The sequence below is a fragment of the Methylobacterium sp. A49B genome (genome assembly GCF_053346215.1).
Genome location: NZ_JBKFBO010000075.1, coordinates 34570 through 60981 on the forward strand (window position 1 = coordinate 34570; position 26412 = coordinate 60981).

At 72.2% G+C, this 26412-nt stretch carries 21 protein-coding genes; 13 read left to right on the forward strand and 8 right to left on the reverse strand.

Annotated elements, in window-relative coordinates:
* Genes ACLBX9_RS09380 through ACLBX9_RS09395 form a run of 4 tightly spaced genes read right to left on the reverse strand, consistent with a single transcriptional unit; the run spans position 1 to position 4347 of the window.
* Complete coding sequence (locus ACLBX9_RS09380) at positions 1–1287, reverse strand: leucine-rich repeat-containing protein kinase family protein (protein ID WP_447718724.1); 1287 nt, start codon at positions 1285–1287, stop codon at positions 1–3.
* Positions 1288–1290: 3 nt separating this feature from the next.
* Positions 1291–1482, reverse strand: coding sequence for a DUF1192 domain-containing protein (locus tag ACLBX9_RS09385; RefSeq protein ID WP_010687243.1), 192 nt, complete (start codon positions 1480–1482; stop codon positions 1291–1293).
* Positions 1472–2713 (reverse strand): phosphopentomutase, encoded by a 1242-nt coding sequence (locus ACLBX9_RS09390; protein WP_447718725.1) that lies wholly within the window; start codon positions 2711–2713, stop codon positions 1472–1474. Before ACLBX9_RS09390 ends, ACLBX9_RS09385 begins: the two co-directional genes overlap by 11 nt.
* 2 nt (positions 2714–2715) lie before the next feature.
* A complete protein-coding gene (locus tag ACLBX9_RS09395) occupies positions 2716–4347 on the reverse strand; it encodes an ABC transporter ATP-binding protein (RefSeq protein WP_447718726.1) in 1632 nt (543 codons plus the stop codon).
* Positions 4348–4689: 342 nt separating this feature from the next.
* Here ACLBX9_RS09395 and ACLBX9_RS09400 point away from each other — a divergent pair, with 342 nt between their 5' ends.
* From ACLBX9_RS09400 to ACLBX9_RS09415, 4 genes are all read left to right on the forward strand, one after another.
* A complete protein-coding gene (locus ACLBX9_RS09400; protein WP_447718727.1) occupies positions 4690–6066 on the forward strand; it encodes a CoA transferase in 1377 nt (458 codons plus the stop codon).
* A gap of 76 nt (positions 6067–6142) precedes the next feature.
* A complete protein-coding gene (locus ACLBX9_RS09405; protein WP_447718728.1) occupies positions 6143–7069 on the forward strand; it encodes a lytic transglycosylase domain-containing protein in 927 nt (308 codons plus the stop codon).
* A gap of 83 nt (positions 7070–7152) precedes the next feature.
* Positions 7153–8055, forward strand: a complete 903-nt coding sequence (locus ACLBX9_RS09410) for an alpha/beta hydrolase (protein ID WP_447718729.1) — start codon at positions 7153–7155, stop codon at positions 8053–8055.
* A gap of 119 nt (positions 8056–8174) precedes the next feature.
* Positions 8175–9500, forward strand: a complete 1326-nt coding sequence (locus ACLBX9_RS09415) for an O-antigen ligase family protein (RefSeq protein WP_447718730.1) — start codon at positions 8175–8177, stop codon at positions 9498–9500.
* Between the two features lie 16 nt (positions 9501–9516).
* Here the strand turns inward: ACLBX9_RS09415 and ACLBX9_RS09420 are convergent, their stop codons facing one another.
* Positions 9517–11271 (reverse strand): outer membrane protein assembly factor BamB family protein, encoded by a 1755-nt coding sequence (locus ACLBX9_RS09420; protein ID WP_447718731.1) that lies wholly within the window; start codon positions 11269–11271, stop codon positions 9517–9519.
* Positions 11272–11333: 62 nt separating this feature from the next.
* Positions 11334–11861 carry an ankyrin repeat domain-containing protein gene (locus ACLBX9_RS09425; RefSeq protein WP_010687250.1) on the reverse strand — a complete coding sequence of 176 codons (528 nt, stop codon included), beginning with the start codon at positions 11859–11861 and terminating at the stop codon, positions 11334–11336.
* 139 nt (positions 11862–12000) lie between these two features.
* Between ACLBX9_RS09425 and ACLBX9_RS09430 the strand changes: the two genes are divergently transcribed.
* On the forward strand, positions 12001–12219 hold the full coding sequence (locus tag ACLBX9_RS09430) for a hypothetical protein (RefSeq protein ID WP_010687251.1): 219 nt from the start codon (positions 12001–12003) through the stop codon (positions 12217–12219).
* 18 nt (positions 12220–12237) lie between these two features.
* Here the strand turns inward: ACLBX9_RS09430 and uvrB are convergent, their stop codons facing one another.
* Positions 12238–15012 (reverse strand): excinuclease ABC subunit UvrB, encoded by a 2775-nt coding sequence (uvrB, locus tag ACLBX9_RS09435; RefSeq protein WP_010687252.1) that lies wholly within the window; start codon positions 15010–15012, stop codon positions 12238–12240.
* 281 nt (positions 15013–15293) lie between these two features.
* Here uvrB and ACLBX9_RS09440 point away from each other — a divergent pair, with 281 nt between their 5' ends.
* The 7 genes from ACLBX9_RS09440 (at position 15294) to ACLBX9_RS09470 (ending at position 20919) form a co-directional block, all read left to right on the forward strand.
* Entirely contained in the window at positions 15294–15914 is a 621-nt protein-coding gene (locus tag ACLBX9_RS09440; RefSeq protein WP_010687253.1) for a hypothetical protein, read from the forward strand.
* A complete protein-coding gene (locus ACLBX9_RS09445) occupies positions 15911–16300 on the forward strand; it encodes a transcriptional regulator (RefSeq protein ID WP_083920330.1) in 390 nt (129 codons plus the stop codon). The genes ACLBX9_RS09440 and ACLBX9_RS09445 overlap by 4 nt, the downstream gene beginning before the upstream one ends.
* A 78-nt stretch (positions 16301–16378) precedes the next feature.
* Complete coding sequence (locus tag ACLBX9_RS09450) at positions 16379–17104, forward strand: di-trans,poly-cis-decaprenylcistransferase (RefSeq protein ID WP_010687255.1); 726 nt, start codon at positions 16379–16381, stop codon at positions 17102–17104.
* A 43-nt stretch (positions 17105–17147) separates the two neighbouring features.
* On the forward strand, positions 17148–18371 hold the full coding sequence (gene coaBC, locus ACLBX9_RS09455; protein ID WP_010687256.1) for a bifunctional phosphopantothenoylcysteine decarboxylase/phosphopantothenate--cysteine ligase CoaBC: 1224 nt from the start codon (positions 17148–17150) through the stop codon (positions 18369–18371).
* A gap of 106 nt (positions 18372–18477) precedes the next feature.
* On the forward strand, positions 18478–18894 hold the full coding sequence (locus tag ACLBX9_RS09460; protein WP_010687257.1) for an FKBP-type peptidyl-prolyl cis-trans isomerase: 417 nt from the start codon (positions 18478–18480) through the stop codon (positions 18892–18894).
* Positions 18895–18929: 35 nt separating this feature from the next.
* Entirely contained in the window at positions 18930–20300 is a 1371-nt protein-coding gene (locus tag ACLBX9_RS09465) for a Wadjet anti-phage system protein JetA family protein (RefSeq protein WP_447718732.1), read from the forward strand.
* Complete coding sequence (locus tag ACLBX9_RS09470; protein WP_447718733.1) at positions 20293–20919, forward strand: DUF4194 domain-containing protein; 627 nt, start codon at positions 20293–20295, stop codon at positions 20917–20919. Before ACLBX9_RS09465 ends, ACLBX9_RS09470 begins: the two co-directional genes overlap by 8 nt.
* 13 nt (positions 20920–20932) lie before the next feature.
* On the opposite strand, the gene ACLBX9_RS09475 is transcribed toward ACLBX9_RS09470, so the two are convergent.
* Positions 20933–22603 carry a methyl-accepting chemotaxis protein gene (locus ACLBX9_RS09475; protein WP_447718734.1) on the reverse strand — a complete coding sequence of 557 codons (1671 nt, stop codon included), beginning with the start codon at positions 22601–22603 and terminating at the stop codon, positions 20933–20935.
* 187 nt (positions 22604–22790) lie between these two features.
* Between ACLBX9_RS09475 and ACLBX9_RS09480 the strand changes: the two genes are divergently transcribed.
* Entirely contained in the window at positions 22791–26228 is a 3438-nt protein-coding gene (locus ACLBX9_RS09480; RefSeq protein WP_447718735.1) for an SbcC/MukB-like Walker B domain-containing protein, read from the forward strand.
* The last annotated feature ends 184 nt before the right edge of the window (positions 26229–26412 follow it).

Consider the following 26412-nt stretch of genomic DNA (forward strand, 5'->3'; position numbering starts at 1 on the left):
TCAGGCCGACCTCTGACCCAACGCGGCGACCACCTCCACGAGGCTCGGCCGCCGGTCCGGATCCGGCTGCGTGCAGGCCTCCACCAGAGCCTGCAGCCCGGGCGGGGGCGCCTCGCAGCGGTCGAGCACCTCGCCGATCAGGATGCCGACCGCCCGCACCTCGATCCGCGCCAAGCGGGCGCCCGCGTCTCCGCCCGGCAGCGCCGAGGCGGCGCCGAAATCGCTGAGCACAGCCGCGCCGGTGCCGGCATCCCACAGGGTGTTGTGGGCGTAGACGTCGCCGTGAAGCAGGCCGCGTCCGTGCAGGTGGGCCACGGCGCCCGCCACCGCGCGGGTGATCCGCAGGGCCGCCTCCGGGCCGACGCGCAGATCCGCATCGTAGATGTCGCGGCTGCAACTCGCGAGGCTCGGCGGTCCGGCGAGCACCCGCCAGTGGGTTGGGAGAAGCCGGAGCAGCAGCCCCTGCGCGCCGTCGGGATGGCCGTCGAGGCGGCCCAGCGCTCCGGTCAGCGCCGGATGCGTGCCGGCGGCGAGGCAGGCCTCCATCTCGCGCTCGGGCAGGCCGTCGCTGGTCATGGCGCCCTTGAACAGCTTGAGCGCGACCACCTCCCCGCGCCACCCGGCGCGGTGTACCCGTCCCGAGGCGCCCTCCCCGAGAAGGTCACCGACCTCCAGATCCGCCCACGGCACCCGGGGCGCCGGGGCGGGCTCCGTCGCCGGCTCGGCGGGATTACCCGCGTAGGCGATCCAGGCGAGCCGTGGCAGGCGGGTCAGCCAGGATGGCAACGTCTCGATGCGGTTGCAGGCGAGCCGGATCAGCTCCAGGTTCGATGCGCCCGCGAGCGTCTCCGGCAGCGCGCCGATGCGGTTGCCGGCCAGCATCAGCTTCTGAAGGCGTGGGCGCTCGCTGAGAGTTCCGGGCAGATGCTCGATCCGGTTGTCGGTGAGCGTGAGCCAGCGCAGGTCGCGCGGCAGGGCCTCGGCCGGAACCGCGCTGATGCCGCAGCCACGGAAGCCGAGCTGGCTCAGCGTCGGACAATCGCCCAGCACTGGCGGCAGGCGCGCAAACGGGTTGCCGGAGCCGAACAGAACCCGGAGGCGGCGCAGCCGCCCGAGATCCGCAGGAAGGTCGGTCAGGCTGCCACGGCCGAGATCCAGCACCTCCAGCGTGTCGGCCAGGGCGAAGACCTCGCGCGGGACCTCGGTAAGCCCGTCCGGCAGGCGCAGCTCCCGCGCGCCGCCGAGATCGCCGCGCCGCAGGGCCGCGAGAGTATCCGACCGGTCCAAGCGTCAGCCCCGCTTGAAAAAGGCGTCGGCGGCGCCCTGCGCCGCCTGCTTGGCGGATCGGGCTGCCTCGATCCGGGCGATTTCGGCCCGCAGGAGTGCGATGCGCTCGTCGAGGTCGGAGAGCGAGAGCGTGTCGAGGGATTGCCCGACCTCGTGGGTCACGGGCCTGCGCGGCCGGTCTTCGTCATCCCGCATGCTGTCCCTCCTTCAGGAACGGCCGTCCGGCGCCGTCCCACGGCAGGCCCAGATGGCCCGCCACCGTGGCGCCGATATCGGCGAAGCTGTCGCGCCGGCCGATGGCGCGGCCGGCGATGCCCGGCCCGAAGGCCAGGACCGGGACCTGCTCGCGGGTGTGGTCGGTCCCGGTCCAGGTCGGGTCGTTGCCGTGGTCGGCGGTGATCACCGCGAGATCGCCCGGGCGAAGCGCCGCCAGGATTTCAGGGACGCGCGCGTCGAACGCCTCCAACTCGGCCGCGTAGCCGGGCACGTCGCGGCGGTGGCCGTGCTCCGTGTCGAAATCCACCAGGTTGACGAAGATCAGGCCGCCGTCCGGCAGGTCCTGCAGGGCCTCGAGGCCGGCCTTGAGGCAGGCGGCATTCGGACCGGGCTTGATCTCGCGGCCGGTGGCGCGGTGGGCGAAGATGTCGCCGATCTTGCCCACGCTCACCACCGCGCGGCCGGCCGCCTCCGCCCGATCGAGGAGCGTGCGGCCCGGCGGCTCCACGGCGAAATCCTTGCGGTTGCCAGTCCGGCGGAAGCCTGTCTCCGGCGAGCCCACGAACGGCCGCGCGATCACGCGGCAGACCCGGTAGGGATCGCACAGGCGCCGCGCCACGCGGCACAGGTCGTAGAGCTGCTCCAGCCCGAAGACGTCCTCGTGGGCGGCGATCTGGAACACGCTGTCGGCCGAGGTGTAGCAGATCGGCCGCCCCGTCCGGAGGTGCTCGGCCCCGAGTTCGTCGATGATGGCGACGCCCGGTGCATGCCGGTCTCCGAGGATTCCCGGCAGACCGCCCTCGGCAATCAGGGTCTGCACGAGGTCGGTCGGGAAGGCCGGCGTCGTGTCGGGGAAGTGGCCCCAGGGCTCGGGCAGGGGCAGGCCGGCGATCTCCCAGTGGCCGGAGGGCGTATCCTTGCCGGCGGCCGTCTCGACGGCGTGGCCGTAGGCGCCTCCCGGGGGGCCCTCAGGGGCGAGATCCGGCGGAATCCGGCCGGACGCTCCGGCCGCGGCGAGCCCGAGCCCCAGCGCTGCGAGGTGGGGCAGCCGCAGCGGTCCGGCGCGGAGCCCCGCGCGGTCGCCGCGCCCGGCCGCGCAGGCCTCGGCGATGTGCCCGAGCGTGTCGGAGCCGGCATCGCCGTAGGCCTCGGCATCCGGCGCCCCGCCGATGCCGACGGAATCGAGGACGATGATGAGCGCGCGCGCCACGGTCAGGCCGGCTCCAGCTCGGCCGGGGCGTCGCTGTCGAGGGCGAAGGCGGCCTTGAACAGGGCGCGGGTATAGGCGGTCTGCGGGTTCGCGAAGATCGACTCCGCGGCGCCCTCCTCGACCACGCGGCCGTTCTGCATGACCACGACATAGTTGGCGAGCGCCCGAACCACCTTCAGGTCGTGGCTGATGAACAGGTAGGCGAGGCCGCGCTCGCGCTGCAGGTCGCGCAGCAGCGTCACGATCTGCGCCTGGACCGAGCGGTCGAGCGCCGAGGTCGGCTCGTCGAGCACGACGAAGCGGGGGTTGAGCACCATGGCCCGCGCGATAGCGATCCGCTGACGCTGACCGCCGGAGAACTCGTGCGGGTAGCGGTCCATGGCGGCCGGATCGAGCCCGACATCGGTGAGCGCCTTCGAGACCACGGCGCGGCGCTCGGCCCGGGAGCGGACGGCACCCTGGACCACGAGACCCTCGGCGACGATGTCGGCCACCGACATGCGCGGCGAGAGCGAGCCGTAGGGATCCTGGAAGACCACCTGCATGTCCCGGCGCAGGGGGCGCATCTGCGCCACGCCGTAGCCGTCGATGGCCTTGCCCAGAAACACGATCGGACCTTCCGAGCCGGTCAGCCGCAGCAGGGCGAGGCCGAGCGTCGTCTTGCCGGACCCGGACTCGCCGACGACGCCCACGGTCTCGCCGGCGCGGACCCGGAGGGAGACGCCGTCCACCGCCTTGACGTGGCCGGCGACGCGTCGGAGCAAACCCGCCTTCAGCGGGAACCAGACCTTGAGCGGACCGGCCTCGACGAGCGGCGGGGCATCGGCCGGGACCGGGTTGGCGCGGCCCTTCGGCTCCGAGGCGATCAGGCGACGGGTGTAGTCGTGCTGCGGGTTCGCGAAGACCGCCCGGGTCTCGCCTGCCTCCACGATCTTGCCCTTCAGCATCACGCAGACCCGGTCGGCGATCCGCTCAACGATGCCGAGATCGTGGGTGATGAACAGCATCGCCATCCCGAGGCGCTTCTGCAGGTCGGCGAGCAGCGCCAGGATCTGCGCCTGCACGGTGACGTCGAGCGCCGTGGTCGGCTCGTCGGCGACGAGGAGATCGGGCTCGCAGGCGAGCGCCATGGCGATCATCACCCGTTGGCGCTGGCCGCCGGAGAGCTCGTGCGGGTAGGCGCCCATGCGGCGCTCCGCGTCGCGCAGACCGACGAGGTCCAAGAGTTCAAGGATCCGCCGCCGGGCCGCCTTGCCGGTGAGCCCACGATGGAGGCCCAGCACCTCGCCGATCTGCCGCTCGATCGTGTGGAGCGGGTTGAGCGACGTCATGGGTTCCTGGAACACCATGGTGATGTCGGCGCCGCGCACATCGCGCATCGCCCGCTCGGGCAGGCCCGCGAGGTCGCGGCCCTTGAACAGGATCCGCCCGCCCGGGCGGGCCGCGCCGTCGAGGAGCCGCAGGATCGCCAGCGCCGTCACCGACTTGCCCGATCCCGACTCGCCCACCAGCGCCACGGTCTCGCCCCGACGGATGGTGAAATCGACGCCGTCGACCGCCACCGTCTCGCCCTCCCGGGACCGGAAGGCGACGGACAGTCCCTCGACGGAGAGGAGCGGCTGGGTTTCGGACATGGGCCCCTTATAGCGCGCCGGAGCGCGGACCCTAGTCTATCGTGCGGTCACGCCGCGACCCGATCGGTCTCACCCCTCGGATCCGCGCGCCAAAGCACACGACACCGGATGACGCAGGCCCGCCTGAGCCTTCCAACCCTTGCCCTCATCCTGAGGTGCCGGAGTGAAAGCGCAGGCCTCGAAGGAGGCCTCCAAGAATCGCGCGGCCGGCTGGAAGCCTCCTTCGAGGCCGCTCCGCGGCACCTCAGAATGAGGTGGGCGAGTGGGATCACCTCATCACGCCGCCAGGAGCGCGGTCGTGTACGTTACCCGCGCACCCGAGCGTCGGGTGAGGAGGTCGTCATGAGCGCGCACGGCGAAGCGTTTGCCGCGGAGATCTGGGCGGCGCTCGACGGGCCGCCCGCGGCCCTCGCGTCCCTACGCTTCGACGGGGCCGGCGCCCTGCCCTCGGCCTTCGCGGTCACCGATCTGGCGGCCGGCTCGATCGCCGCCGCCGGGCTCGCCCTCGCGGAGGTCGCGGGGGCGACGGGTTCCGTGAGCGTCGACCGACGGCTCGCCTCCTTCTGGTTCGCGGCCTCGCTCTGTCCGGACGGGTGGCGCGTCCCGCCGCCGTGGGACCCCGTGGCGGGGGATTATCCGACCCGGGACGGCTGGATCCGGCTCCACACCAACGCCCCGCACCACCGGGCGGCGGCCGAGCGGGTGCTCGGCACCCAGACGGATCGCGCCGGGATGGCGCGGGCGGTGGCGGGCTGGGACAAGGCCGAGCTGGAGGCGGCGATCCTCACGGAGGGCGGCTGCGCGGCCGAGATGCGCGGACTCGCCGAATGGATGGCGCATCCGGCGGGGCATGCCGTGGCCACAGAGCCGCTGGTGGCACTCCAGCCCGTTGCCGGCCGGTCGCCTTCGCGCTGGAGCCCCCGGGCCGGACGACCCCTCGCGAACCTGCGGGTGCTCGACATGACGCGGGTCCTCGCCGGGCCGGTGGCGACCCGCTTCCTCGCGGGGTTCGGCGCGGACGTGCTGCGGATCGATCCGCCCGATTGGGACGAGGCCCCGCTCGAGCCGGAGATGACGTTGGGCAAGACCTGCGCCCGGCTCGATCTGCGCCGGGCGGCGGACCGGGCGGTCTTCGAGGGGCTGCTCGCCGGCGCGGACGTGCTGGTCCACGGCTATCGTCCCGGTGCCCTTGACGGGCTCGGCTACGGAGAGGCGACGCGGGAGAGGCAGTCCCCCGGCCTCGTCGAGGTCTGTCTCGACGCCTACGGCTGGTTCGGTCCCTGGGCGGGGCGGCGCGGCTTCGACAGCCTCGTCCAGATGAGCTGCGGGATCGCCGCGGCGGGGCAGGACTGGACGCAGGCCGACCGGCCGGTGCCGCTCCCGGTGCAGGCGCTCGACCAGGCCACCGGCTACATGATGGCCGCGGCGGTGCTGCGGCTGCTCGCGCGCCGGCTCTCGGACGGCGTTGGCGGCCGGGCCCGGCTGTCCCTTGCCCGCACGGCGGCCTTTCTCGCGGGGGCCGTCCCGGCCGAGGCCGCCGGACCGCTCGCTCCCGAGACGAAGGCCGATCTAGCGCCCGAGGTGGAAACGACCTTCTGGGGGGCTGCCCGGCGCCTGCGGCCGCCGGTCTCGGTGGCGCACGCGCCGATGCACTGGACGCGGGCCGCGCGCCGGCTCGGAACCGATGCGCCGGCCTGGGACGATGCGCCGGCTCCGTGATAAACCCCGAGATCGAGTGGCCCGACGGCTTTTCGCGCGGATTGATCCGCAACCGAAGGTCGCTACAAGCGCCGGGGTGGCTATCTCCCCCCTGCGCCTCGGCGCGCTGCTCGCGCTTCTCATCCTGTTCACGGCGCGCCCCGCCGCGGCCGTTCCGTCCGAGGGCGCGACCGAGACCGTCGAGCAGGCGCTCTGCCGCCTCATCGACGAGTCCGCGAAGGCCCGCAGCCTGCCGGTGCCGTTCCTGACCCGGCTGATCTGGCGCGAGAGCAGTTTTCGCGTGGGCGTCGTCAGCCCGGCCGGCGCGCAGGGCGTCGCGCAGTTCATGCCGGGGACCGCGCGGGAGCGCGGGCTCCTCGACCCCTTCGACCCCGAACAGGCGATTCCGCACGCCGCCCACCTTCTGGCCGACCTGAAGAGGCAGTTCGGCAATCTCGGTCTCGCCGCCGCGGCCTACAACGGCGGCGCGGCGCGGGTGAGCAAGTGGTTGTCCGGCGACGGCGGCCTGCCGGCCGAGACTCGCGCCTACGTGGCCGCCATCACGGGCGTGCCGGCGGAGGATTGGCGGACCGGACCCGGCAAGGCGATCGAGTATCCCGAGGGTGTCGCCCCGGCCAAACCGGAGAAGGACGCGAAGGAGGCGAAGGAGGCAAAGCCGGAGGCGCCGCAGACCTGCCTGCAGGTCACCGCCAGCCTGCGCATCCCGGCCCGCGGCGACCGCTTCGCCCTCGGCCTCAACGAGGGCCCGGCCGCGCCGTGGGGCATCCAGCTCGCCGGCAACTTCTCGAAGGCGCTCGCCCTCCAGAGCTTCAACCGTGCCCGCAGCAGCTATGCCGGCGTGATCGGCGAGGTCCGACCGATGATCATCGGGACGCGCCTGCGCAACCGCGGGACCCGGGCCTTCTACCGGATCCGCATCCCAGCGCAGAGTCGGCAGGCCGCCGACGACCTGTGCGGCCGCATCCGCAAGGTCGGCGGCGCCTGCATCGTGCTGCGCACCTGATTTTCCGCGATCCGCCCCAGGAGCGTCATCAATCCGCCCTGAGAGCGGTGCCGTATGGGCCCGTCGGGACAACCGGATGGGATATGACACGGCTCCTCACCGCGCTCGCCAGCCTACTCTGCCTCGGACTCGCCGCCTTCGGGTTCACCGCCGCCTCGCCGCTCGCCCTGTTCGACGCGATCGGCCCGCGCGATCCGGGGGGGCGCCTCGCAGCGAAGGACCAGCCCTTCGGCGAGGGGCCGCGGCGGCGCCTCGACGTCTACGTGCCCGTCGCGGCGGCCGAGAACGCGCCGGTGCTCGTCTTCTTCTACGGCGGCTCCTGGCAGAGCGGCTCCAAGGACGACTACGCCTTCGTGGGGCACGCCCTGGCCGCGCAAGGCTTCGTCACGGTGCTCCCGGATTACCGGCTCTTCCCGGAGGCGCCGTTCCCGGGCTTTCTGGAGGACGGGGCCGCGGCCGTGGCCTGGGTGCGGGAGAACATCGCCGGCTATGGTGGCGATCCGCGCCGGATCGTGCTCGCCGGCCACTCGGCCGGCGCCTATAACGCCGTGATGCTCGGCCTGGATCCCCGTTACCTCACGGCCGCCGGAGTCGATCCCAAGGTGATCAAAGCCGTGGCGGGCCTGTCCGGCCCCTACGATTTCCTGCCGCTCGACCAGGACACCACCACCAAGGTTTTCGGGCAGGCGCCCGATCTGCCCGCCACGCAGCCGGGGAGCTTCGTCGGCCCGCTGTCGCCGCCGGCCTTCCTGGCGACCGGCGAGGCCGACACGGTGGTGAAGCCGCGCCACACGGTCAGCCTCGCCGCCAGGCTGCGGGCCGAGCACGTGCCCGTGCAGGAGCGGATCTACGCGGGGCTCGACCACAAGGACACGCTGCTTGCCCTGTCGGTCACCTTCCGGTCGAAGGCGCCGGAACTCGCCGAGATGGCCGCCTTCCTGATGCGGCAATCGGCCGGCCGCTCGCAGTACACGATGCGGCGCTGAGCGGCGCATCAAGGTTATCGCGCGATTGATCGGGGCACACGTCGGTTTGCCATCGCCTCAGGGCTGCCTGCCGCTAGTATGAGGCAGGCCGCACGGCGCGGCCCTCGCGGTGGGACGACATGGCTTCTGCGGACGCGGCGATCGGGGTTCCGGCCGACGGGCGGCAGCGCGGCATCGCCGGCCGCGACGTGCCGGACGTCGTGCGGGTACTCCTCAACGGCGCCGTCTTCGTCCTGCTCTGGAACCACCTGTGGCTCGTGGATCTGGCGGACCGGTCGTCCCTCGCGGCGGCCGAGGACGGCAGCGCGCTGACGCAGCTGCTCTTCCTCGTGACGGGTGGCGTGATGGCCTGGGCCATCCACCGGATCGGGATCCGCCACCTGCGTTCCCTCGCGACTTGGCCGCTGATGGCGTGCGGCCTCTGGCTCGCGCTCACCGCGCTGCTGTCGATCGAGCCGAGCCTGTCGCTGCGGCGGCTGACCCTGCTGGCGATCGCCGCCGGGCTGTCGGCCGGCGTTCTGATCGTCGCGCGCTCGCCCCGGCAGCTCGCCCTGACCCTCGCGGGCGCGGCCCTGGTGATCCTGATCGCATCCTATCTCGCGGTGGCCCTGGTGCCGAACCTCGCGATCCACTCGGCCTTCGACGTCAATTCCGATCCGAGCCATCCCGGCCTCTGGCGCGGGATCTTTCCGCAGAAGAACGAGGCCGGTGCCGCCATGGTCATCCTGGTGATCGTCGGCCTGTACGTCGCCACCGCGGCCAGCCGCGTGCTCGGCTGGACCATCGTGCTCCTGGCCGCCGGCTTCCTGGTGGCGAGCGGCTCGAAGACCGCGATCGCCCTCCTGCCGGTGATCCTCGCCGTCACGGGCCTCTGTCAGGTCTTCACCGGCGGCTTCGCCCGGTCGCTTCTGCTTCTCGGCCCGGTGATCGGGTTCTCGCTGATCTCGATCGGTTCCGTCCTGGTGGCGCCGATCCGGGACGCCGTCGGGGCGCTCCTCACCGACGCGACCTTCACGGGGCGCAGCGAGATCTGGCAATTCGCCATCGACAACATCTTCATCCGCCCCTGGCGCGGATGGGGGATCGGCGCGTTCTGGATGACCGAGCGCACCATGTACGGCGGCTCCGAGGAGCTGACCTGGGTGAACAGCGCCAACCACTCGCACAACGCCTATCTCGACACGGCGCTGATCGGCGGCTTCCCGTTCCTCGCCCTCACCGTCGTGGCCTTCGTGCTGGCGCCGGTCCGCGACCTACAGCGCGCGGCGGGCGGCACCCGGCTCGACGCCGAGACGCTGCTGTTCCTGCGCCTGTGGTTCCTCGGCCTCGTCTCGGCCTCCTTCGAGACGGTCCTGTACAATGGCAACAACGCCACCTGCTGCATGTTCATGATGGCGGTGTTCGGCCTGCGCCTGCGGACACGCTACGCCATCGCGGCCAACTGAGCGCAGGCCGCGGGCCTCAGTCGGGCAGCGCGAAGACCAGCAGCGCGTCGCCGGTACCGAAGCCGGCGGCCTTCGTGAACGACGCGCCCCCGGCCGCCACTGCCAGGTACTGCTTGCCGTCCAGCGCGTAGGTCATCGCCGGCCCGCTGATGCCGGCGCCGCACTGGAAGCGCCAGAGCACCCGGCCGTCGCGCGTGTCGTGGGCGTCGAGGTGGCCGTCCTCCTCGCCGGAAAAGACGAGGCCGCCGGCGGTGGCGAGGGTGCCCGCCGACAGGCGGCTCGCGGACCGCACCGACCACGCGATCTTGCCGCCATCGGCGAGATCGACGGCCGTGAGCGTGCTGAAGGACGGCTCGCCCTTGGCCTCGCTGGTCTCGGTGTAGCGGATCTCCGGGCGCCCCGGGGCCGCCGGCACGGTCTTGACCGTGTAGGTTGTCGCACCGTGGCGCACCTGCACGTAGGCCAGCCGCCCGTCATAGGCGGTGGGCGGCCAGGAGACGGCGCCGAGGGGCCCGGGCGCCACCACGGTCCCCTGCGGGGTCGGAGACGCGAACAGGTTCTTCTGGTCGACCAGCGGGGCGGAGCGCGCGATCAGTTTCCCCGTCGCGCGGTCGTGGACGTAGATCCAGCCGGTCTTGCTCGCGGAGGCGACCGCCTTGCTGCCGTTCGGCCCGTCGAGCAGGAAGGGCGGCGCGGCGACGTCGTAGCCCCACTCGTCGTGCGGCACCTGCTGGTAGTACCAGCGGAGCTTGCCGGTCTTCACGTCGAGGGCGACGAGGCACATCGTGTAGAGGTTGTCTCCGGGCCGGGAGAGGCCGAAATTCTGCGGCGCCGGGTTGCCGGTCCCGAGGAAGATCAGCCCGAGATCGGGATCGAAGGCTGGCGTCATCCAGAGCGAGCCACCGCCCACGCGCCAGGCGTCGCGGTTGGCCGGCGCCGCCGCCTTCTCCGCGGCGATGTCGCGATGCAGCGGCGTGCCGTCGGCGATCGCTTCGACGAAGCCGCCCTCCCAGCCTTCCGAGGGGGTGACGTACCAGCGCCACCGCTCGTCACCGGTCCTGGCATCGTAGGCGGCGAGCCAGCCGCGCCGGCCGTAGCCGCCCTCGATGCCGACCACCGAGCCGCCGTCGAGGCCGCCCGTCTCGTCCTCGATATGGAGTCCGTAGCCGGCGCCGGTCACGCCGACGATCACGAGGCCGTCGGCGACCAGTGGCGGCATCTTGAAGCCGAGGCGGCTCGACCCCTGCACCGGCTTGCCGCCGAGCGTCGCCGCGAGGCCCGAGGCGGTCTCGGTCTCGCCCTCCTCCGGGCGCACCGCCTCCTTGTCCCAGACCATCCGGCCGGTCTTGGCGTCCAGCGCGATCAGGCGTCCGTCCATGGTCGCCTCGAAGACGAGGCCACCGGACACGGCGAGCCCGCGGTTCGAGGGCGGCCCGAAGATCTTCTCCGTGCGCGGCTTGTGCGTGTAGGTCCAGACGGGCTTGCCGGTCTTGGCATCGAGCGCCGCGACGTTGTTCTGCGTCGTGGAGACGTAAAGGGTGCCGTCCACCATCACGGGCTGGGCCTGGAAGTAGCCCGTGACGCCGGTCTGGAAGAGCCAGGCGGGTCGCAGCCGGGCGACATTGTCGCGGTCGATCTGGGTCAGATCGGAGAAGTTGCGGTTGCTCGGATCGTGGCCGAAGGCCGGCCATGGGGTTTCGGCGGCGGAGGCCGCGAAGGCAGCAGACCCAGCATAGCTGGCAAGCAGGGCAACGCCGATCCAACGCGACAATTTCTTCTCCCGATAAGACGCATGTCGCGCCGGAAACACATTCGATTCCGGGTATGGCCCCGCTAGCGCTTCGCCACCCCGTCGAGCTGGGCCGGCGTCGCCTGCGCGCCCATCGCCCGCGCCATATCGGCGGCGCTCTGGCCGGAGATGTCGCGGCGCTCCGGGTCGGCCCCGTGCCGGAGGAGGAGATCGACCATCTCGGTCCGGTCGAACATCGCCGCCGTCATCAGGGCGGTGCGGGTGCCGTCGCCGACCCCGTCCACCGCGGCACCGTGCTGAAGCAGCAGCCGCGCGATAGCCAGATCGTTCTTGAAGGCCGCGCCGGCGAGCGGCGTCTGGCCGCGGTCGTTGGCTAGCTCCGGGTCGCCGCCGGCCTCGAGGATGATCCGGGCCGCCGCCTCCTGGCCGCTATAGGCGGCGAGCATCAGCAGGCTGTCGCCCTTGTCGTTGCGCAGGTTCGCCGGCAGCCCCTGGCCGAACAGATCGGCCAATTCCTCGGCGTGGCCCATCCGAGCATACTGGAAGACCCGGGCGGCGAAGGCGAGGGTGTCGTCGTCGAGGGTGGGGCGTGCGTTCGTCTCGGATGCCATCGCGTGCTCGTTTCTCACCGAGGTCTGATCTGGGCCCCTGCGGCACTGGCGTCCAGCGTCGCCGGGAACAGTTTCGCCGGCACGCTCGTTCCAGCCGCCAACGCGGGCTGGGATGGCCCGGCCCTTCCGGAGCGCCACGATGCCCCGCCCGTTCGAACCCTTCGCCGATGCGCTGCGCACCGCGCGCGAGATCGTTCGGGATCGCGGAGGCACCCTCGCGGAGGCAGCCGTGCAGGCGGATCCCCGCGCCTACGACGAGGCCTGTAACGCCCTCGTGGTCCGGATCGCGCAGGCGATCGTCGATGCGGGCGATGCCGCGGCCACCCATCGCGCCGGCCGGGACAACGCGGCAGCATGAGGCTCCGGCGGCGGCCAGTCAGCCGCGCCGCCGCCCGCCGCCGCCCTTGTACTTCGGCTTCTGCCCGCCGAGCCCCTGGGTCGAGCGCGGCTTCGGCCTCTCCTGCCAGACCGGTGCGAGGCCGCCCACCGGCAGCTCCCGGTCCGTCCCTGGGCCCATGTTGTCGAGGTCGGGCTTGGCGATGCGGCTGCCCCCTGCCCCGCGCGGCGGCTTCCGGCCGAACTTGCCGGCCTCGCGCTCCACATCGCCCTGCCGGGCCATCGGATCGTCCGAGACCAGAAGCTCGGTGGCCTGAAGCCGCTTGAGCTCGTCGCGCAGCCGCGCCGCCTCCTCGAAGTCGAGATCGGCGGCGGCCGCGCGCATGCGCTTCTCGAGGTCCGCCATCACGGCCTTGAGGTTGTGGCCCACCGTGATGGCATCCTTGGCCAGACCGGTATCGACCTGGACGTGGTCGCGCTCGAACACGCTGCTGAGGATGTCGGCGATGCCGCGTTTCACGCTCTGCGGTGTGATGCCGTGCTCGGCGTTGTAGGCGAGCTGCTTGGCGCGGCGGCGCTCGGTCTCGGCCATCGCCCGCTCCATCGAGCCGGTGATGGTGTCCGCGTAGAGGATGCAGCGCGCATCGGCGTTGCGGGCGGCGCGGCCGATGGTCTGGATCAGCGAGGTCTCCGACCGGAGGAAGCCCTCCTTGTCGGCGTCGAGGATCGCCACCAGGGCGCATTCCGGGATGTCGAGGCCCTCGCGCAGCAGGTTGATGCCGATCAGCACGTCGAAGGCGCCGAGCCTGAGATCGCGGATGATCTCGATCCGCTCCAGCGTGTCGATGTCGGAGTGCATGTAGCGCACCCGCACGCTGTTCTCGTGCAGGTACTCGGTGAGGTCCTCCGCCATGCGCTTGGTCAGCGTGGTCACGAGCGTCCGGTAGCCGGCCTGCGCCACTTCGCGGACCTCGCCCAGCAGGTCGTCGACCTGACTGCGGGCCGGGCGCACCTCGATCACCGGGTCGACGAGGCCGGTCGGGCGGATCACCTGCTCGGCGAAGACGCCGCCGGTCTGCTCCATCTCCCACTTGCCGGGCGTGGCCGAGACGTGGACGGTCATCGGCCGCATGGCGTCCCACTCCTCGAAGCGGAGCGGGCGGTTGTCGAGGCAGGAGGGCAGCCGGAAGCCGTACTCGGCGAGCGTCGCCTTGCGGCGGAAGTCGCCCCGGTACATGCCGCCGATCTGCGGTACGGTGACGTGGCTCTCGTCCGTGAAGACCAGGGCGTTGTCGGGCAGATACTCGAACAGGGTCGGCGGCGGCTCGCCCGGCTTCCGGCCGGTGAGGTAGCGGGAATAGTTCTCGATGCCGTTGCAGGCGCCGGTGGCCTCGATCATCTCGATGTCGAAGGTGCAGCGCTGGTCGATGCGCTGCGCCTCGATCAGGCGGCCCATCTTGATCAGCTCCTCGATGCGGCCGTTCAGTTCGGTCTTGATGCCCTTGATCGCCTGCTGCAGCGTCGGGCGCGGCGTGACGTAGTGCGAGTTGGCGTAGACCTTCACGAACTTCAGCTCGGAGATGGTCTTGCCGGTGAGCGGGTCGAACTCGACGATGCTTTCCACCTCGTCGCCGAACAGACCGATCCGCCAGCCGCGGTCTTCCAAGTGGGCCGGCCACAACTCGATCGAATCGCCCCGGACCCGGAAGGTGCCGCGGGCGAAATCCGACTGGATGCGCTTGTACTGCAGGGCCACGAGGTCGGCGATGAGCTGGCGCTGCTCGATCCGCTCGCCGAGCGAGACCGTGAACGACATCGCCGTGTAGGTCTCGACCGAGCCGATACCGTAGATGCATGAGACCGAGGCGACGATGATGACGTCGTCGCGCTCCAGCAGGGCGCGGGTGGCGGCATGGCGCATCCGGTCAATCTGCTCGTTGATCGAGGATTCCTTCTCGATGAATGTGTCGGAGCGCGGGACGTAGGCCTCCGGCTGGTAATAATCGTAATAGGAAACGAAGTATTCGACGGCGTTGTCGGGAAAGAACGCCTTGAATTCGCCGTAGAGCTGCGCGGCCAGCGTCTTGTTGGGCGCCAGGATCAGGGCCGGGCGCTGCGTCTCCTCGATGATCTTGGCCATCGTGAAGGTCTTGCCCGAGCCGGTGACGCCGAGCAGCACCTGGTCGCGCTCGTGGGCCTGCACGCCGGAGACCAGTTCGGCGATGGCCTTCGGCTGATCGCCGGCCGGCGTGAACTCGGATTTCAGCGTGAACCGGACGCCGCCCTCGGATTTCTGCGGGCGCTCAGGCCGGTGCGGGACCCAGGTCTGGCCGTTCTTGAACAGCGGGTTGCCCTCGGTGAGCAGCCGTTCCAAGGCCGTCACGGTCGCCGAGGCGCCGCCGTCGCTGCCGGGATCCGGCAGGTCGGCGCCCTCCGGAGCGGGGCCGTCCTCGGGCGGTGTCAGGCCGAGCGCCTGGGCGAGGCGCGGATCGACATCCGCGGCGTCTCCCAGCGCGTAGCCGGCCTGCGGCGCCTCCGCGAAGCCGTCGCGGGCGATCTCCGCCCGGCGGGTGGCGGCCTTCCCTCCGGCCTTGCTGGAGCCCCCCGCGGGCGTGTCGCGCCTCGCCCTGCCCGGTCGCGCGGGCTTCCCGGGTGCTGCTTCCGGCGCTGCTTCGGCCGGCGGCGGCCGGTTGCGATTGAGAGCGGGATTCAGCAACTCGGCCAGATAGGTGTCGAGCGGTTTCAGCTCGGGCTTCGAGGCCTTGGCGGACGTGCTCAAGACGGAAGCGGTGCGCGGTTTCTTCGGCGTCGGCATGTGCCCAATATGGTTCCGGCACGCGCCCGGAGAAACCCCGTGCCCTACGGTGTTTGACGATCATTGATCGCTCTCTGCCCGATCCGGCGTATTTCGGGCGCCGGGCCGAGACCTGGCACGCAATTGCAACTTCTAGGTAGAATTCGCCGCGCGCCGGTCTCGACGGACGGGATCAAGCCTGAAACTATTCGGACCGATGATCCGAGCGGACGGGTTGCGACAATCATGTTCGGCCGATACTTTGTGATGCAAAGCATGCTGCGGCGCGGGGATTGAGCCACGTGCAGGACCTGGACAAGGCGCTGGCCGACATCGTCGCGATCCGCTCGCAGATCGCGCGGGATACGGCGTTCCGCGGTCTCGGCGCCGCGACCGTCGCCGGCACCGGCGGCTTGGCGCTCGCCTGTGCGGCCGGACAGGCCCTGTGGCTCGGCGATCCATCGGCCCGGAGCGGCCTTTTCTTCGGCCTCTGGGTTGCGGCGGCGCTGGTGGCCTTCCTGATGATCGGCATCGAGGCGATCCGGCGCAGCCGCCGCCTGCATTCCGGCCTCGCCGACGCGATGGTTTGGAACGCGATCGAGGTGTTCCTGCCGGCCGCCGGCGCAGGCGCCTGCCTCGCCTTGGTGATCGCGCGGTTCGCCCCCGGCGAGGTCTGGATGCTGCCGGGCCTGTGGCAGGTGCTGGTGGGCCTCGGCCTGTTCGCCTCGGCGCGCATACTGCCCCGGGCGGTGCAGGGCGTCGGCGCGTGGTACCTTCTCGCCGGTCTCGTCGTGCTGGCGGTCTCGGCGGAGACGCACGCCCTCTCGCCCTGGACGATGGGTCTGCCTTTCCTGGTCGGCCAGGTGTGGCTGGCGGCGATCGTCCATCACGGCGCCCGATCCTTCGATGACGAGCCTCGATGATGGCCTCCGATCGGGACGACGGACGCTTCTCCTACGAGGGGCTCGACAGGATCATCCACGAGCGGGCGCGGCTCAGCGTGCTGACCTCCCTGGTGGCGCACCCGAAGGGCCTCCCGTTTCCGGATCTCAAGCGCCTGTGCGGTCTCACCGACGGTAACCTGAGCCGCCACCTCGCGGTGCTCAGCGAGGCCGATCTGGTGAGCCTGGAGAAGGGCTTCTCCCACAATCGTCCCCAGACCGTGTGCCGTCTGACGGCGATCGGGCGCCAGCGCTTCATCGGCTATCTGGGCGTGTTGGAGCAGGTCGTCCGGGACGCCGCGTCCGCGGCCGAGCGCGGGCCCGATCCGGGCCGACGCGGCCTCGATCCGGCCACGAAACCGGCGTGAGACTGCCGGATCCTCCCAAGATTGTTAATGCCGAACCGATAGACTTCAGAAGACGCGGTCATGCCGGGAGACTTTACGATGCAAAGCGAAGCAGCGCCGAAGGCCCTGCACGCCGCGATCATCATGGACGGCAACGGGCGCTGGGCGACGCAGCGCGGCCTGCCGCGGCTGGCCGGCCATCATCGCGGCGTCGAGGCGATCCGCCGCACCGCCGAAGCCTGCCCGGACCACGGCATCGGCACGCTCACGCTCTACGCCTTCTCGGCGGACAACTGGCAGCGCCCGGCCGAAGAGGTCGGCGGCCTGATGCGGCTGCTTCGGTCCTACCTGCGCAACGAGACCCAGCGGCTCGCCCGCACCGGCACGCGGCTCAGCGTTGTTGGCCGCCGCGACCGGCTGCCTGAGGGTATCCCCGCGGCCATCGCGGCGGCCGAGGCCGCGACCGCCGCGGGCACGCGCCTGCACCTGCGCATCTGCGTGGACTACTCGGCCCGCGACGCCATCATCGCGGCGGCGCAGCGCCTCCAGGGCGCGGAGGAGCCGACGCGCGAGAGCTTCGGCACCCTCGTGGCGGGCCCGATGCACGGGTCTCCGGTGGATGTCGATCTGCTGATCCGCACTGGTGGCGAGCAGCGGCTCTCCGACTTCATGCTGTGGGAGGCGGCCTACGCGGAGCTGATGTTCACCGAGCGGATGTGGCCCGAGTTCGGTCCCGACGATCTCGCTGCAGCCGTGGCCGAGTTCGCCCGGCGCGAGCGCCGCTTCGGAGGCCTGAAGGTGCCCGCGGTCCCCGCCGCCGCGTGAGCGCGCTTGACGGGCGGAGCCCTGCGCGCAGAGGGTTTCCGGCATGACCGAGACCCTCGTCAACCGCCGCATCCTGCTCGTCATCGGCGGCGGCATCGCGGCCTACAAGGCCCTCGACCTGATCCGGCGCCTGCGCGAGCGCGGCGCCAGTGTCTGCCCGTTGCTGACCGAGGGCGCGCAGGAATTCGTGACCCCGCTGGCCGCGGCGGCGCTGGCCGGGGAACGGGCGCATACCGACCTGTTCGACCGCGCGTCCGAAGCCGAGATCGGCCACATCAGGCTGGCTCGCCAAGCGGATGCCGTGGTGGTGGCCCCGGCCACCGCGAACCTGATGGCCCGCATGGCCGGCGGCCACGCCGCCGACCTCGCGACGACGGTGCTGCTGGCGACCACCCTGCCGATCCTGATCGCGCCAGCCATGAACGTGCAGATGTGGGCGCACCCGGCGACCCGCCGCAACCGCGCGACCCTGGAGGGCGACGGCGTGCGGATCGTCGGCCCCAACGCGGGGAAGATGGCGGAGCCGGAGAGCGGCCCCGGCCGCATGGCCGAACCCAACGAGATCGCGGATGCCGTCGAGCGGCTCCTGGCGGAAGCCTCGGGCCCCCGGATCCTCGCGGGCCGGCGCGTGCTCGTCACCTCCGGTCCGACGCACGAGCCCATCGATCCGGTCCGCTACATCGCCAACCGGTCGTCGGGCCGCCAGGGTCACGCCATCGCGGCGGCGGCCGCCCAGGCCGGCGCCGCCGTGACCCTCGTCTCCGGGCCCGTCGCGATCCCCGATCCACCGGGCGTCGCCGTCGTGCGGGTCGAGAGCGCCCGGGAGATGCTGGCAGCGGTCGAGGCGGCGCTGCCGGCCGACATCGCCGTCTTCGCCGCCGCGGTGGCTGACTGGCGCCCGGAGCGCGAGGCCGGCGCGAAGAAGATCAAGAAGGACGGCACGGGGCCGGCGCCGCTGCCGCTGGTGGAGAATCCCGACATCCTCGCCACCATCGCCCGCATGTCCGCGGGGCGTCCGCCCCTCGTGATCGGCTTCGCCGCCGAGACGGACGCGGTCCTCGACCACGCCCGGGCGAAGATCGCCCGAAAGGGCTGCGACCTGATCGTCGCCAATGACGTCTCGGCCGCGGGCGGAGTCATGGGCGGCCTCGCGAACGCGGTCCACCTGATCGGCCGCGATGGCGCGGTGGAAACGTGGCCGCGCCTGGACAAGGACGAGGTCGCTCGGCGGCTGATCGCACATCTCGCGACGATGTCGGCCGGCTGAGGCGCGTCGGGACGGCCGCGGGCCGCCTCCCTGGCCTCTACCGGCGGGAGCCGATAGAAGGCCTGCCGACGGCCGGCGCGGACGGCGCCGGCTCCAGGGAGAAACCATGCCTCGCCTGTCCCTCATCGCCGGAGCCGCGTTGTTCGCCATGACCACAGCCGCCAATGCCGAGATCGTGACCCTGCCGTCCGGTCTGCGATACCAGGATGAAGTCGTCGGGACCGGTCCGGAGCCGAAGGCCGGTCAGCAGGTCACCGTCCAGTACACGGGCTGGCTCGACGAGGGCGGCAAGAAGGGCAAGAAATTCGACTCCTCGCGGGATCGCAACCAGCCCTTCAGCTTCCCGCTCGGGGCCGGCCAGGTCATCAAGGGCTGGGACGAGGGCGTCGCCACCATGAAGACCGGCGGCAAGCGCACGCTGATCATCCCGCCGCAGCTCGGCTACGGCGCCCGGGGCGCGGGCGGCGTGATCCCGCCGAACGCGACCCTGATCTTCGACGTCGAACTCCTCGGCGCGAAGTAACGGCCGGGCTGCGCGACGGAGAGAGTCTCGAGAGGATGCTGTTCGCGCAGCTGCCCGACGAGCTGTTCAAGCCGCTGGCTTCGGCGAGCCGCGGCTTCAACGCCGCCCTGCTCCTCCATCTGCACCGGCGCGTCCTGGGGGCGGAGCCGGTGCGCAAGGCCGAGCTGCTCGCCGAGATCGGCGACTTTGCGGCGGGCTGGAGCGACCCGGAAGTCGGCGGCGACGAGCCGATCTCAGCCGACCCGGCCGAGCGGCGGGCGACGCTCTACCGCCGCCTTCTCGAAACCGGCTGGCTGATCGAGCGCCGCGAGCGCTACGTGCCGGTGGTCGAGTTCGACCCCGAGGCACGCCTCCTCCTGGAGGAATTGTCCCGCCTCGAACGGGGCGAGACGCGATCCTACGGCGGCGCTGTTCTGGAGGTGCTTGGCGGCCTCGAGAGCGCCCTGTCGGATCCGGGCAGCCGTTCGGAGGCGCTCGCGAACGCGGCCCGGGCGGCGGCGGCCTTCCTGTCGCACGTGCGCGGGCTCGCGGCCGGCATGCGCAAGGTCGAGGAGCGGATCCTGCGCGAGCCGGACCGCGCCAAGACCTTCCGGCTGTTCTTCGAGGAGTTCGTCGAGCGTCACCTGATCAGCGATTACCGGACGCTGCACACCCGCTTCAACCCGTTCCGCTTCCGGGCCAGCGTCGTGCGCGAGGCCGGCCGGGCGCTGCGCGACGCCCTCACGGTCCGAGCGCTGGCCGAGGGCCTGATCCGGGAGGGCCGCAGCCCCGATCTCGACGCCGCGCAGCGGGCCGTGCGAGCGGATCTCGCGCAGATCCTCTCCGTCTTCGAGGGGCTCGACAACCATCTCGACGCGGTCGACGCCGTCGTCGCGCGCCTGGAGCGCCGGATCGGCGCCGCCCTCCACGTGATGGACCGGCCGGACCCGAGCGGCGTCGAGCGCGCCGCCGCGATGCTGCGCGCCATCGGCGGATCGGACATCGCCCCGGACGTGCCGGCGGATGTCTCGCAGCTGCGGCCGCCGATCGGTCACGCGCACCTGCAGGCGCCGCGCGCCCGCAAGGCCGCGATCGACGTCGAGCCGCTGCCGGATCTCGAGGACGATCCCGTGGTGGACGCCTTCGCGGCCGCCAAGGCGGCGTTCCGCCGCCGTACCACCGTGACGCCAGAGAGCATGACCGCCTTCGTGGAGGCCCGGCTCGGCAGCGCCCTCACCCTGCGCGGCTCGCAGGTCGTGATCGCGGGCGTCGACGACTTCATCGTGTTCCAGCGCCTGCGCGAGATCGACGTGCTGTTCGACGCGCGGCTCGGCGCGCGCTACGCCGTGACCCGGCTACCCGAGCGGGTCGCCAACGGCTGGCTCGACTGCCCGGATTTCGTGGTGGAGCGGCGACGCGGTGCTTGAGGGATTCCGGGCTATCATCGACGGCGACGAGCCGCCGCCCCCGGGCGCCCGCGCGCCCGAGGCCGAGGAACTCAGCCGCGCGCTCCAGGTGCTGTTGAAGGGGCAGGTGATCTACGCGGACACGCAGGGCATCGGCCGGTCCTACGAACTGGCGCGGCACTACGCGCCGTTCTTCACCGACTACTTCGCCTGCCTCGGCTACGCCCTCACGGTCTCGCACCGCGACCAGATGGTCTCGCTCAGCCCGGCCGCGGACGCGCCGCGCCACGACATCGTCTCGGAGCGCCTGCGCAAGGACGAGACCCTGGTGCTGCTAACGCTGCGGCTCTTGTACGAGGAGGGCCTTCGCGACCACCGCGCCGGCACGGACGGCATCGTCGAGTGCACCACCGACGAGATTGTCGAGAAGATCCGGACCGTGGCGCGCAACGAGCCGCCCGAGGAGGTCCGGCTCGCCGATATCCTGCGCCTTTACGCCAAGCGCGGCGGGCTGCGGCTGGGCGAGCGCGACCGGGTCGAGCGGGTCACGCCGCTCTCGCTCCTGCCGGGCCTGGCCGTGCTCGCTTCCGACGCGTGGCTGGAGCGCCTGCGGACCTGGTCGGAGGCCGCCGAGACCTGACGGGCCGCCGCGCTCAGGCGTTGCGGACCATCGCCAGGAAGGTTTCGACCTCCGTCCCGAGCTGTCCCGCCTGCCCGGCCATTTCCGCGGCCGAGGCCAGGACCTGCGCGGCGGCCGCCCCCGTGTCCTCGGCGGCGCCGGCAACGTCGCTCGCGTGGACGGTGGCGGACTGCGTCCCGGACGCCGCCTCGGCGACGTTGCGGACGATCTCCTGCGTCGCCGCGCCCTGTCGCTCCACGGCCGCGGCGATCGAGGCGGCCATGGCGCTGATCTCGCGGATGCGGCCCGCGATGCCGCCGATGGCGTCCACGGCGTGACCCGTAGAGTCTTGGATCGCCGTGATCTGAAGCGCGATCTCGGCCGTGGCCCGCACGGTCTGATCGGCCAGCGCCTTGACCTCCGCGGCGACCACCGCGAAGCCGCGGCCCGCCGCGCCGGCGCGGGCGGCCTCAATCGTCGCGTTGAGGGCAAGCAGATTCGTCTGGCTGGCGATGGCCGCGATCATCTCGACGACGCGGCCGACGCGCTGGGCGGCGGCGCTGAGATCCTGGACCACGCGCGCCGTCTCGGCCGCCTCGCCGACCGCGCGATGCGCCAGATCGGTCGATGCGCCGGCCTGACGGCCGATCTCAGAGATCGACGACCCCAGCTCCTCCGCGGCCGTTGCCACTGTGGCGACGTGGTTCGAGGCCGCCGCGGCGGTCGCGGCCGCGCTGGTCGACCGGCCCGCCGTCCGCGTCGCCGTCGCGGTCAGACCCTCGGCCGTCGCCCTGAGGCGCCCGGCCGCCTCCGCGAGGGAGCCAGTGATCCCGCCGACCGTGGCCTGGAACCGCGCCGCGAGATGTTGCGCCGCCTGCCGGCGCTGCGCCTCGGCATCGGCACGGGCCTGCGCGGCCTCCGCCTCCAGGGCTCGGGCGCGCAGCATGTTGCCTTTGAACACGTGCACGGCGGCCGCCATCGCGCCGATCTCGTCCCGGCGACCCACCGACGGGAGCCGGCACTCCGCGTCGCCGTCGGCCACGCGGCGCATCGCCGCCGTCATCTGTGCGAGCGGCCGCGACACCCCGAGGGCCGCGTAGAGCATCGCGGCCGACGCGATCAGCAGCGTGGCCATCAGGATGATCTGCGTCCACCGTGCGGCGCTCGCTTGGCTCTCCCGGGCCGCGCGGCCGGCCTGGTCGACGCGCTGGACGTGGAAGTCCGCCAGCGCGTGCGCCGCCGCCAGGGCGGCGGCGTAGCGGGTGTTCATCGCCCCGCGGTAATAGGCCATCGCCTGCTCGCGCTGATCGAGCGAGAAGGCGCGCAGGCGGTCCCAATCGTAGCCCTGCAGCTTCAGCTTGGCCACGAGATCGTCGTAGAGGCTCTGCTCGTCGGGCCCGGTGACCAGCGCGCGATAGGCCTCCACCTGCCTGCCGCGCTGCGCGATGAGGTCGTCGACCTCCTTCCGGCTCGCCGCCCGCTCCGACTCGGTGTCCGCCGTCGCGAAGCGGACCTGCAGCAGCCGTCCGCGAACAACCAGTGCTTCGATTCTCTGAGCAGCATTCATCGCTGGAAGAGCCGTATCGAGCAGCTCCCCGAGACGACCGTCGATGAGTTTCAACTTGTAGAAGGCGATGCCGCCCTGGACGGTCGCGGCCAACAGCAGCATGAAAACGAGAGCGCTCAGTTTCCGGCTCAGTTTCATGCGTGGCGACTCTTCCGAGCTTGTCCGTTGATCGCCATGATGCATGGCCTGAACTGACTGGCAAGGCGGTTTGTCGCGGCGGACGACTGCAGGGGCCTCCGGCGCGGGTCCCGCGCTTGCATACGCGGGCGAACCCGGCCAACAGGGCCGGTCATGTCCTCAGGAGCGGCCTAGCCCCACCCGCATCGTGTACGTCCTCACCGACATCGCCATCTCGAACTGGTACCTGATCCGCCGCGAGCAGATCCGCCTGCGCGGCGCCGCCGCGCTCGTCGGGCCCACCGGCGCTGGCAAGTCCACGATCTTCGACGCGGTCGGCACGGTGCTGGCCGGCAACAACGCCAGCCGCCTCGCACTCAACGCCTCGGCGTCCGGGCGCAGCGCCCGCACCGTGCGCGACTACTGCCTCGGCTGGATCAGCGACCCGGCGGAGGGCGGCCGCCCGACCCGGGAATCCTGCGAGACCGTTCTGGCCCTCGTCTTCGAGAATCCAGCTTCGGGCCGCGTGATCACGGTCGGCCTCGCCCTGGCAGCCCGCGCGGTGGAGCCGAAGGAGACGGTGCTGTCGCGGTTCATCGCGGTCGGGCACCGGTTCGAGATCGCGGACTATGCCCGGACAGCGCCCGGAGGAAGCTTCACCGCCCCGTGGACCGAGATCGCCGCGGACCTGCGCGCCCGGGCGGCGAGCTTCACCGAGTACCGGACGTCCGGCGAGCGCTTCACGGCCGATGTCCTGGCCACCCTGCGCGAGGGCGCGCCCGCGCCAGAGCCGCGCCACTTCCTGCGCAGCTTCGCCAATGCGGTGGCGTTCAAGCCGATCTTCGACACCAGCGCCTTCGTGCGGGCCTTCGTGCTCGACCCGGAGCCCCTCGACGTGGAGCGCGTGCGGCTCTCGATCGCCAACTGGCGCCGCCTCTTGGAGACGATCGCCGAGCTGGAGAGCCGCCTCGCGCGCCTGCGCCGGCTGCGCGACCGCTACGACGCCTGGAGCGAGGCAGTGCTCGCCACCGCCGTGCACGAGCTGCGCGCGGCCTGCGCGGAGCTTCGCCGCCGCAGCCTCGACCTCGTCGCCGTTCGAACGCGCCTGCGCGAGGGTGCCGACACCCTGCGCATCGCCCGCGAGCGCGCCGCCGCGAGCCGCGGCTACGTGCGCGAGATCGACGGCGAGATCGCCGAAAAGAAGGCGCTCGCCGCCGCCAGCGCCGCCGAGGGGCGGCTCGCCGCCTCGACGCTCGGCCTCTCGATGCTCGACCGCGACCGGAAGGAGCTGGTCGCCCGCACCGCGGACCTCGTCGGCCTCGTGGGTCAGATGGGCAAGCTCCAGCCGGTCGCGCCGATCCTGCGCCAGACCTGCCCGCAGGCGGCGCGCCTCGCCGAGGCCTGTGCCCGCGCTGGCCTGCGGCGGGAGGCCCCGCCGGAAGAGAGCCTGCGCCTCGACGGCCCGCTGGCCGAGCTCGTGGACGGGCTCGCGCGGCTGCCCGAGTTCGACGAGGCGCTGGAACGCGCCGCCGAGGACGCGGCGCTGAAGGCCCGCGCCCAGGAGAGCGAGGCCGAACGGACGGCACCCCGTACCGGTGCGGGCCCGGCGGCGCGCCTGTCCTCCGACACACTGGCGTTCCGCGGCGAGCTGGGGCGCAAGGGCATCGAGGCGGTGCCGATCTGCGAGCTGGCCGAGATCGTCGATCCGGCCTGGGGCCCGGCCCTCGAAGGGCTGCTCGGGCGCGCCCGCGAGGCCCTGGTCGTGGCGCCGGACCGGCTGAACGAGGCGCTCGGCGTCCTTCAATCCGGCCGCGACCGGTTCCACCGCTGCATCCTGGTCAAGACCACCGACACCGCCAAGCAGCGGGCACGCCGCTACGATGACGGGCCGCTCACCGTGATCGAGACCAGCGATCCGCACGCGGAGGCGTTCCTCGGCGTGCGGCTCGGGGGCTACGACCTCGCCCGCGACGATGCGGAGCTGGCGCGCCTCGCCCGGGCGGTCGCGCCGAGCGGGCGGACCACGGCCGGCATGGCCTACTCGGTCACGCGCAGCGTCGACTTGCTCATGACCCGCGGCCATCGCGGCCCGACCGCCGACGGGCGCAAGGCCCACGAGGCCGCGGTGGCCGAGGCGCGGCGGCTGCGCGGCGAGGCCGCGGTGCTGCGGGAAGCGGCTCGCACCGCCGCCGCGATTCGCGCCAGCATCGCCCGGGGCCTCGACGATGTCGAGGCGCTGCGGGCCGAACTCGACGGACTCGACGGGCGGCGCCGCACGCTGCAGACCGAGCGTGCCGACATCGAGAAGCGCGACACGGCCGGGATCGCCGCCGAGATCGCCGCGCTGACTGCGGAGCGCGCGGGCTACCTGCGCGAGCTGTCGGAGGAACTGGAGCCGAAGCTCGACCGCCTGCTCGCCGACGAGGCGGCCCTGCGCGCCCGGCTGGTCACCATGCGCGAGGCGGCCCGCGCGGCGCTGTCGGGCCGGCGCGCGGCCCTGCGCCAGCTCATGGGCGGCGATGCCGCCCGGGTGCGCCTCGCGCGCGCCGAGCCCTTCGACCCGACGGTGATCGTCGAGGCGCGGCGGGCCCTGGCGGGCCTCGACGCCAAGGCCGCCGGGTCACGGGCGACCGCCGAACGCGGCCTTGCCCGGGAATCCGCCGAGGCGGCCCGCTCGCACGGGCGCATCGCCGAGCGCGAGCTGGCGGAGGCCTGCGCGGCTTGGCGGGTGGAGAACCCGCTGAACGCGGGCGACGCGCCGGCGATCGACGGCTTCGCCTGGGTCCGGCGGGAATACGAGGCCGTCGAGGGGCACGAACTGCGGCGCTACCGGGCGCAGGCCGAGCGGGCCGAGGTCGAGATGCGCCGCCTCATGACCGAGGATCTGCTGACGCGCCTCGCCGACCGGTTCGAGCGGGTCCATGCCCGGTTGGAGGCGCTCAACGAGCGACTCTCGGCCCGCAGCTTCACCGGCCAGATCTACGCGTTCGAGGCCGCGGTGGACCGCCGCTACGCCGCCGTCCACGCGCTGGCCACCGAGACCGCGCGTTCTCCGGAGGCCGCCCAGGCGCTGCTGGCCGGCGAGGCGGAGGGTCCGATGGCGGCGGCGCTGGAGGAGATCACCGCCTTGATCGCCGGAGACGAGGATGCGGGCCGCCTCGCGGATTACCGCAACTACTTCGTCTACGAGATCGGCATGCGCGACCGTGCGGGCAACCGCACCACCATGTCGGCGCGGGCGCTCCGCGGCTCGGGCGGCGAGGCGCAGGCGCCGTTCTACGTGGCGATCGCCGCCTCATTGGCGAGCGCCTACTATCCGGGCGATCGGCCGGGTGACGAGAACCCCGGCCTGGGCCTGTGCCTCCTCGACGAGGCGTTCTCGAAGCTCGACGTGCGCAACAGCCAGGCGCTGGTCGATCTCTACCGGGCCTGGGGGCTGCAGCTGCTGATCGCCGCCCCCGAGGACAAGCGCACGACGCTGACCGAGGTGATGGACACCATCGTGACGGTCTACAAGAGCCCGGATCTAACCTCCGTCCGGATCGAGGCCGAGCATCCGCTGGAAGCGGCGCGGCGCGCGCTGCACGCGATCAATCCCGATCAGGTCGGGATCGAGGGATTCCGCCAATCGGATGCGGCGGAGTGAGCCCGGCAGGCCAAGCGCTCGGTCACGTCCGGTCATGTCCAGTGTTGTCGCTTCAGGCTCGCCGCCGCGTTTCGGGCTGACCGGGCCGGGCCCGGACGCCGACGCGGCGGTGAAGCCGGCGAGCGAACGGGCATCTCGGGGCGCCTTCCGCGATGCCCTATGATCAGGTTTCGAAAACCGTATT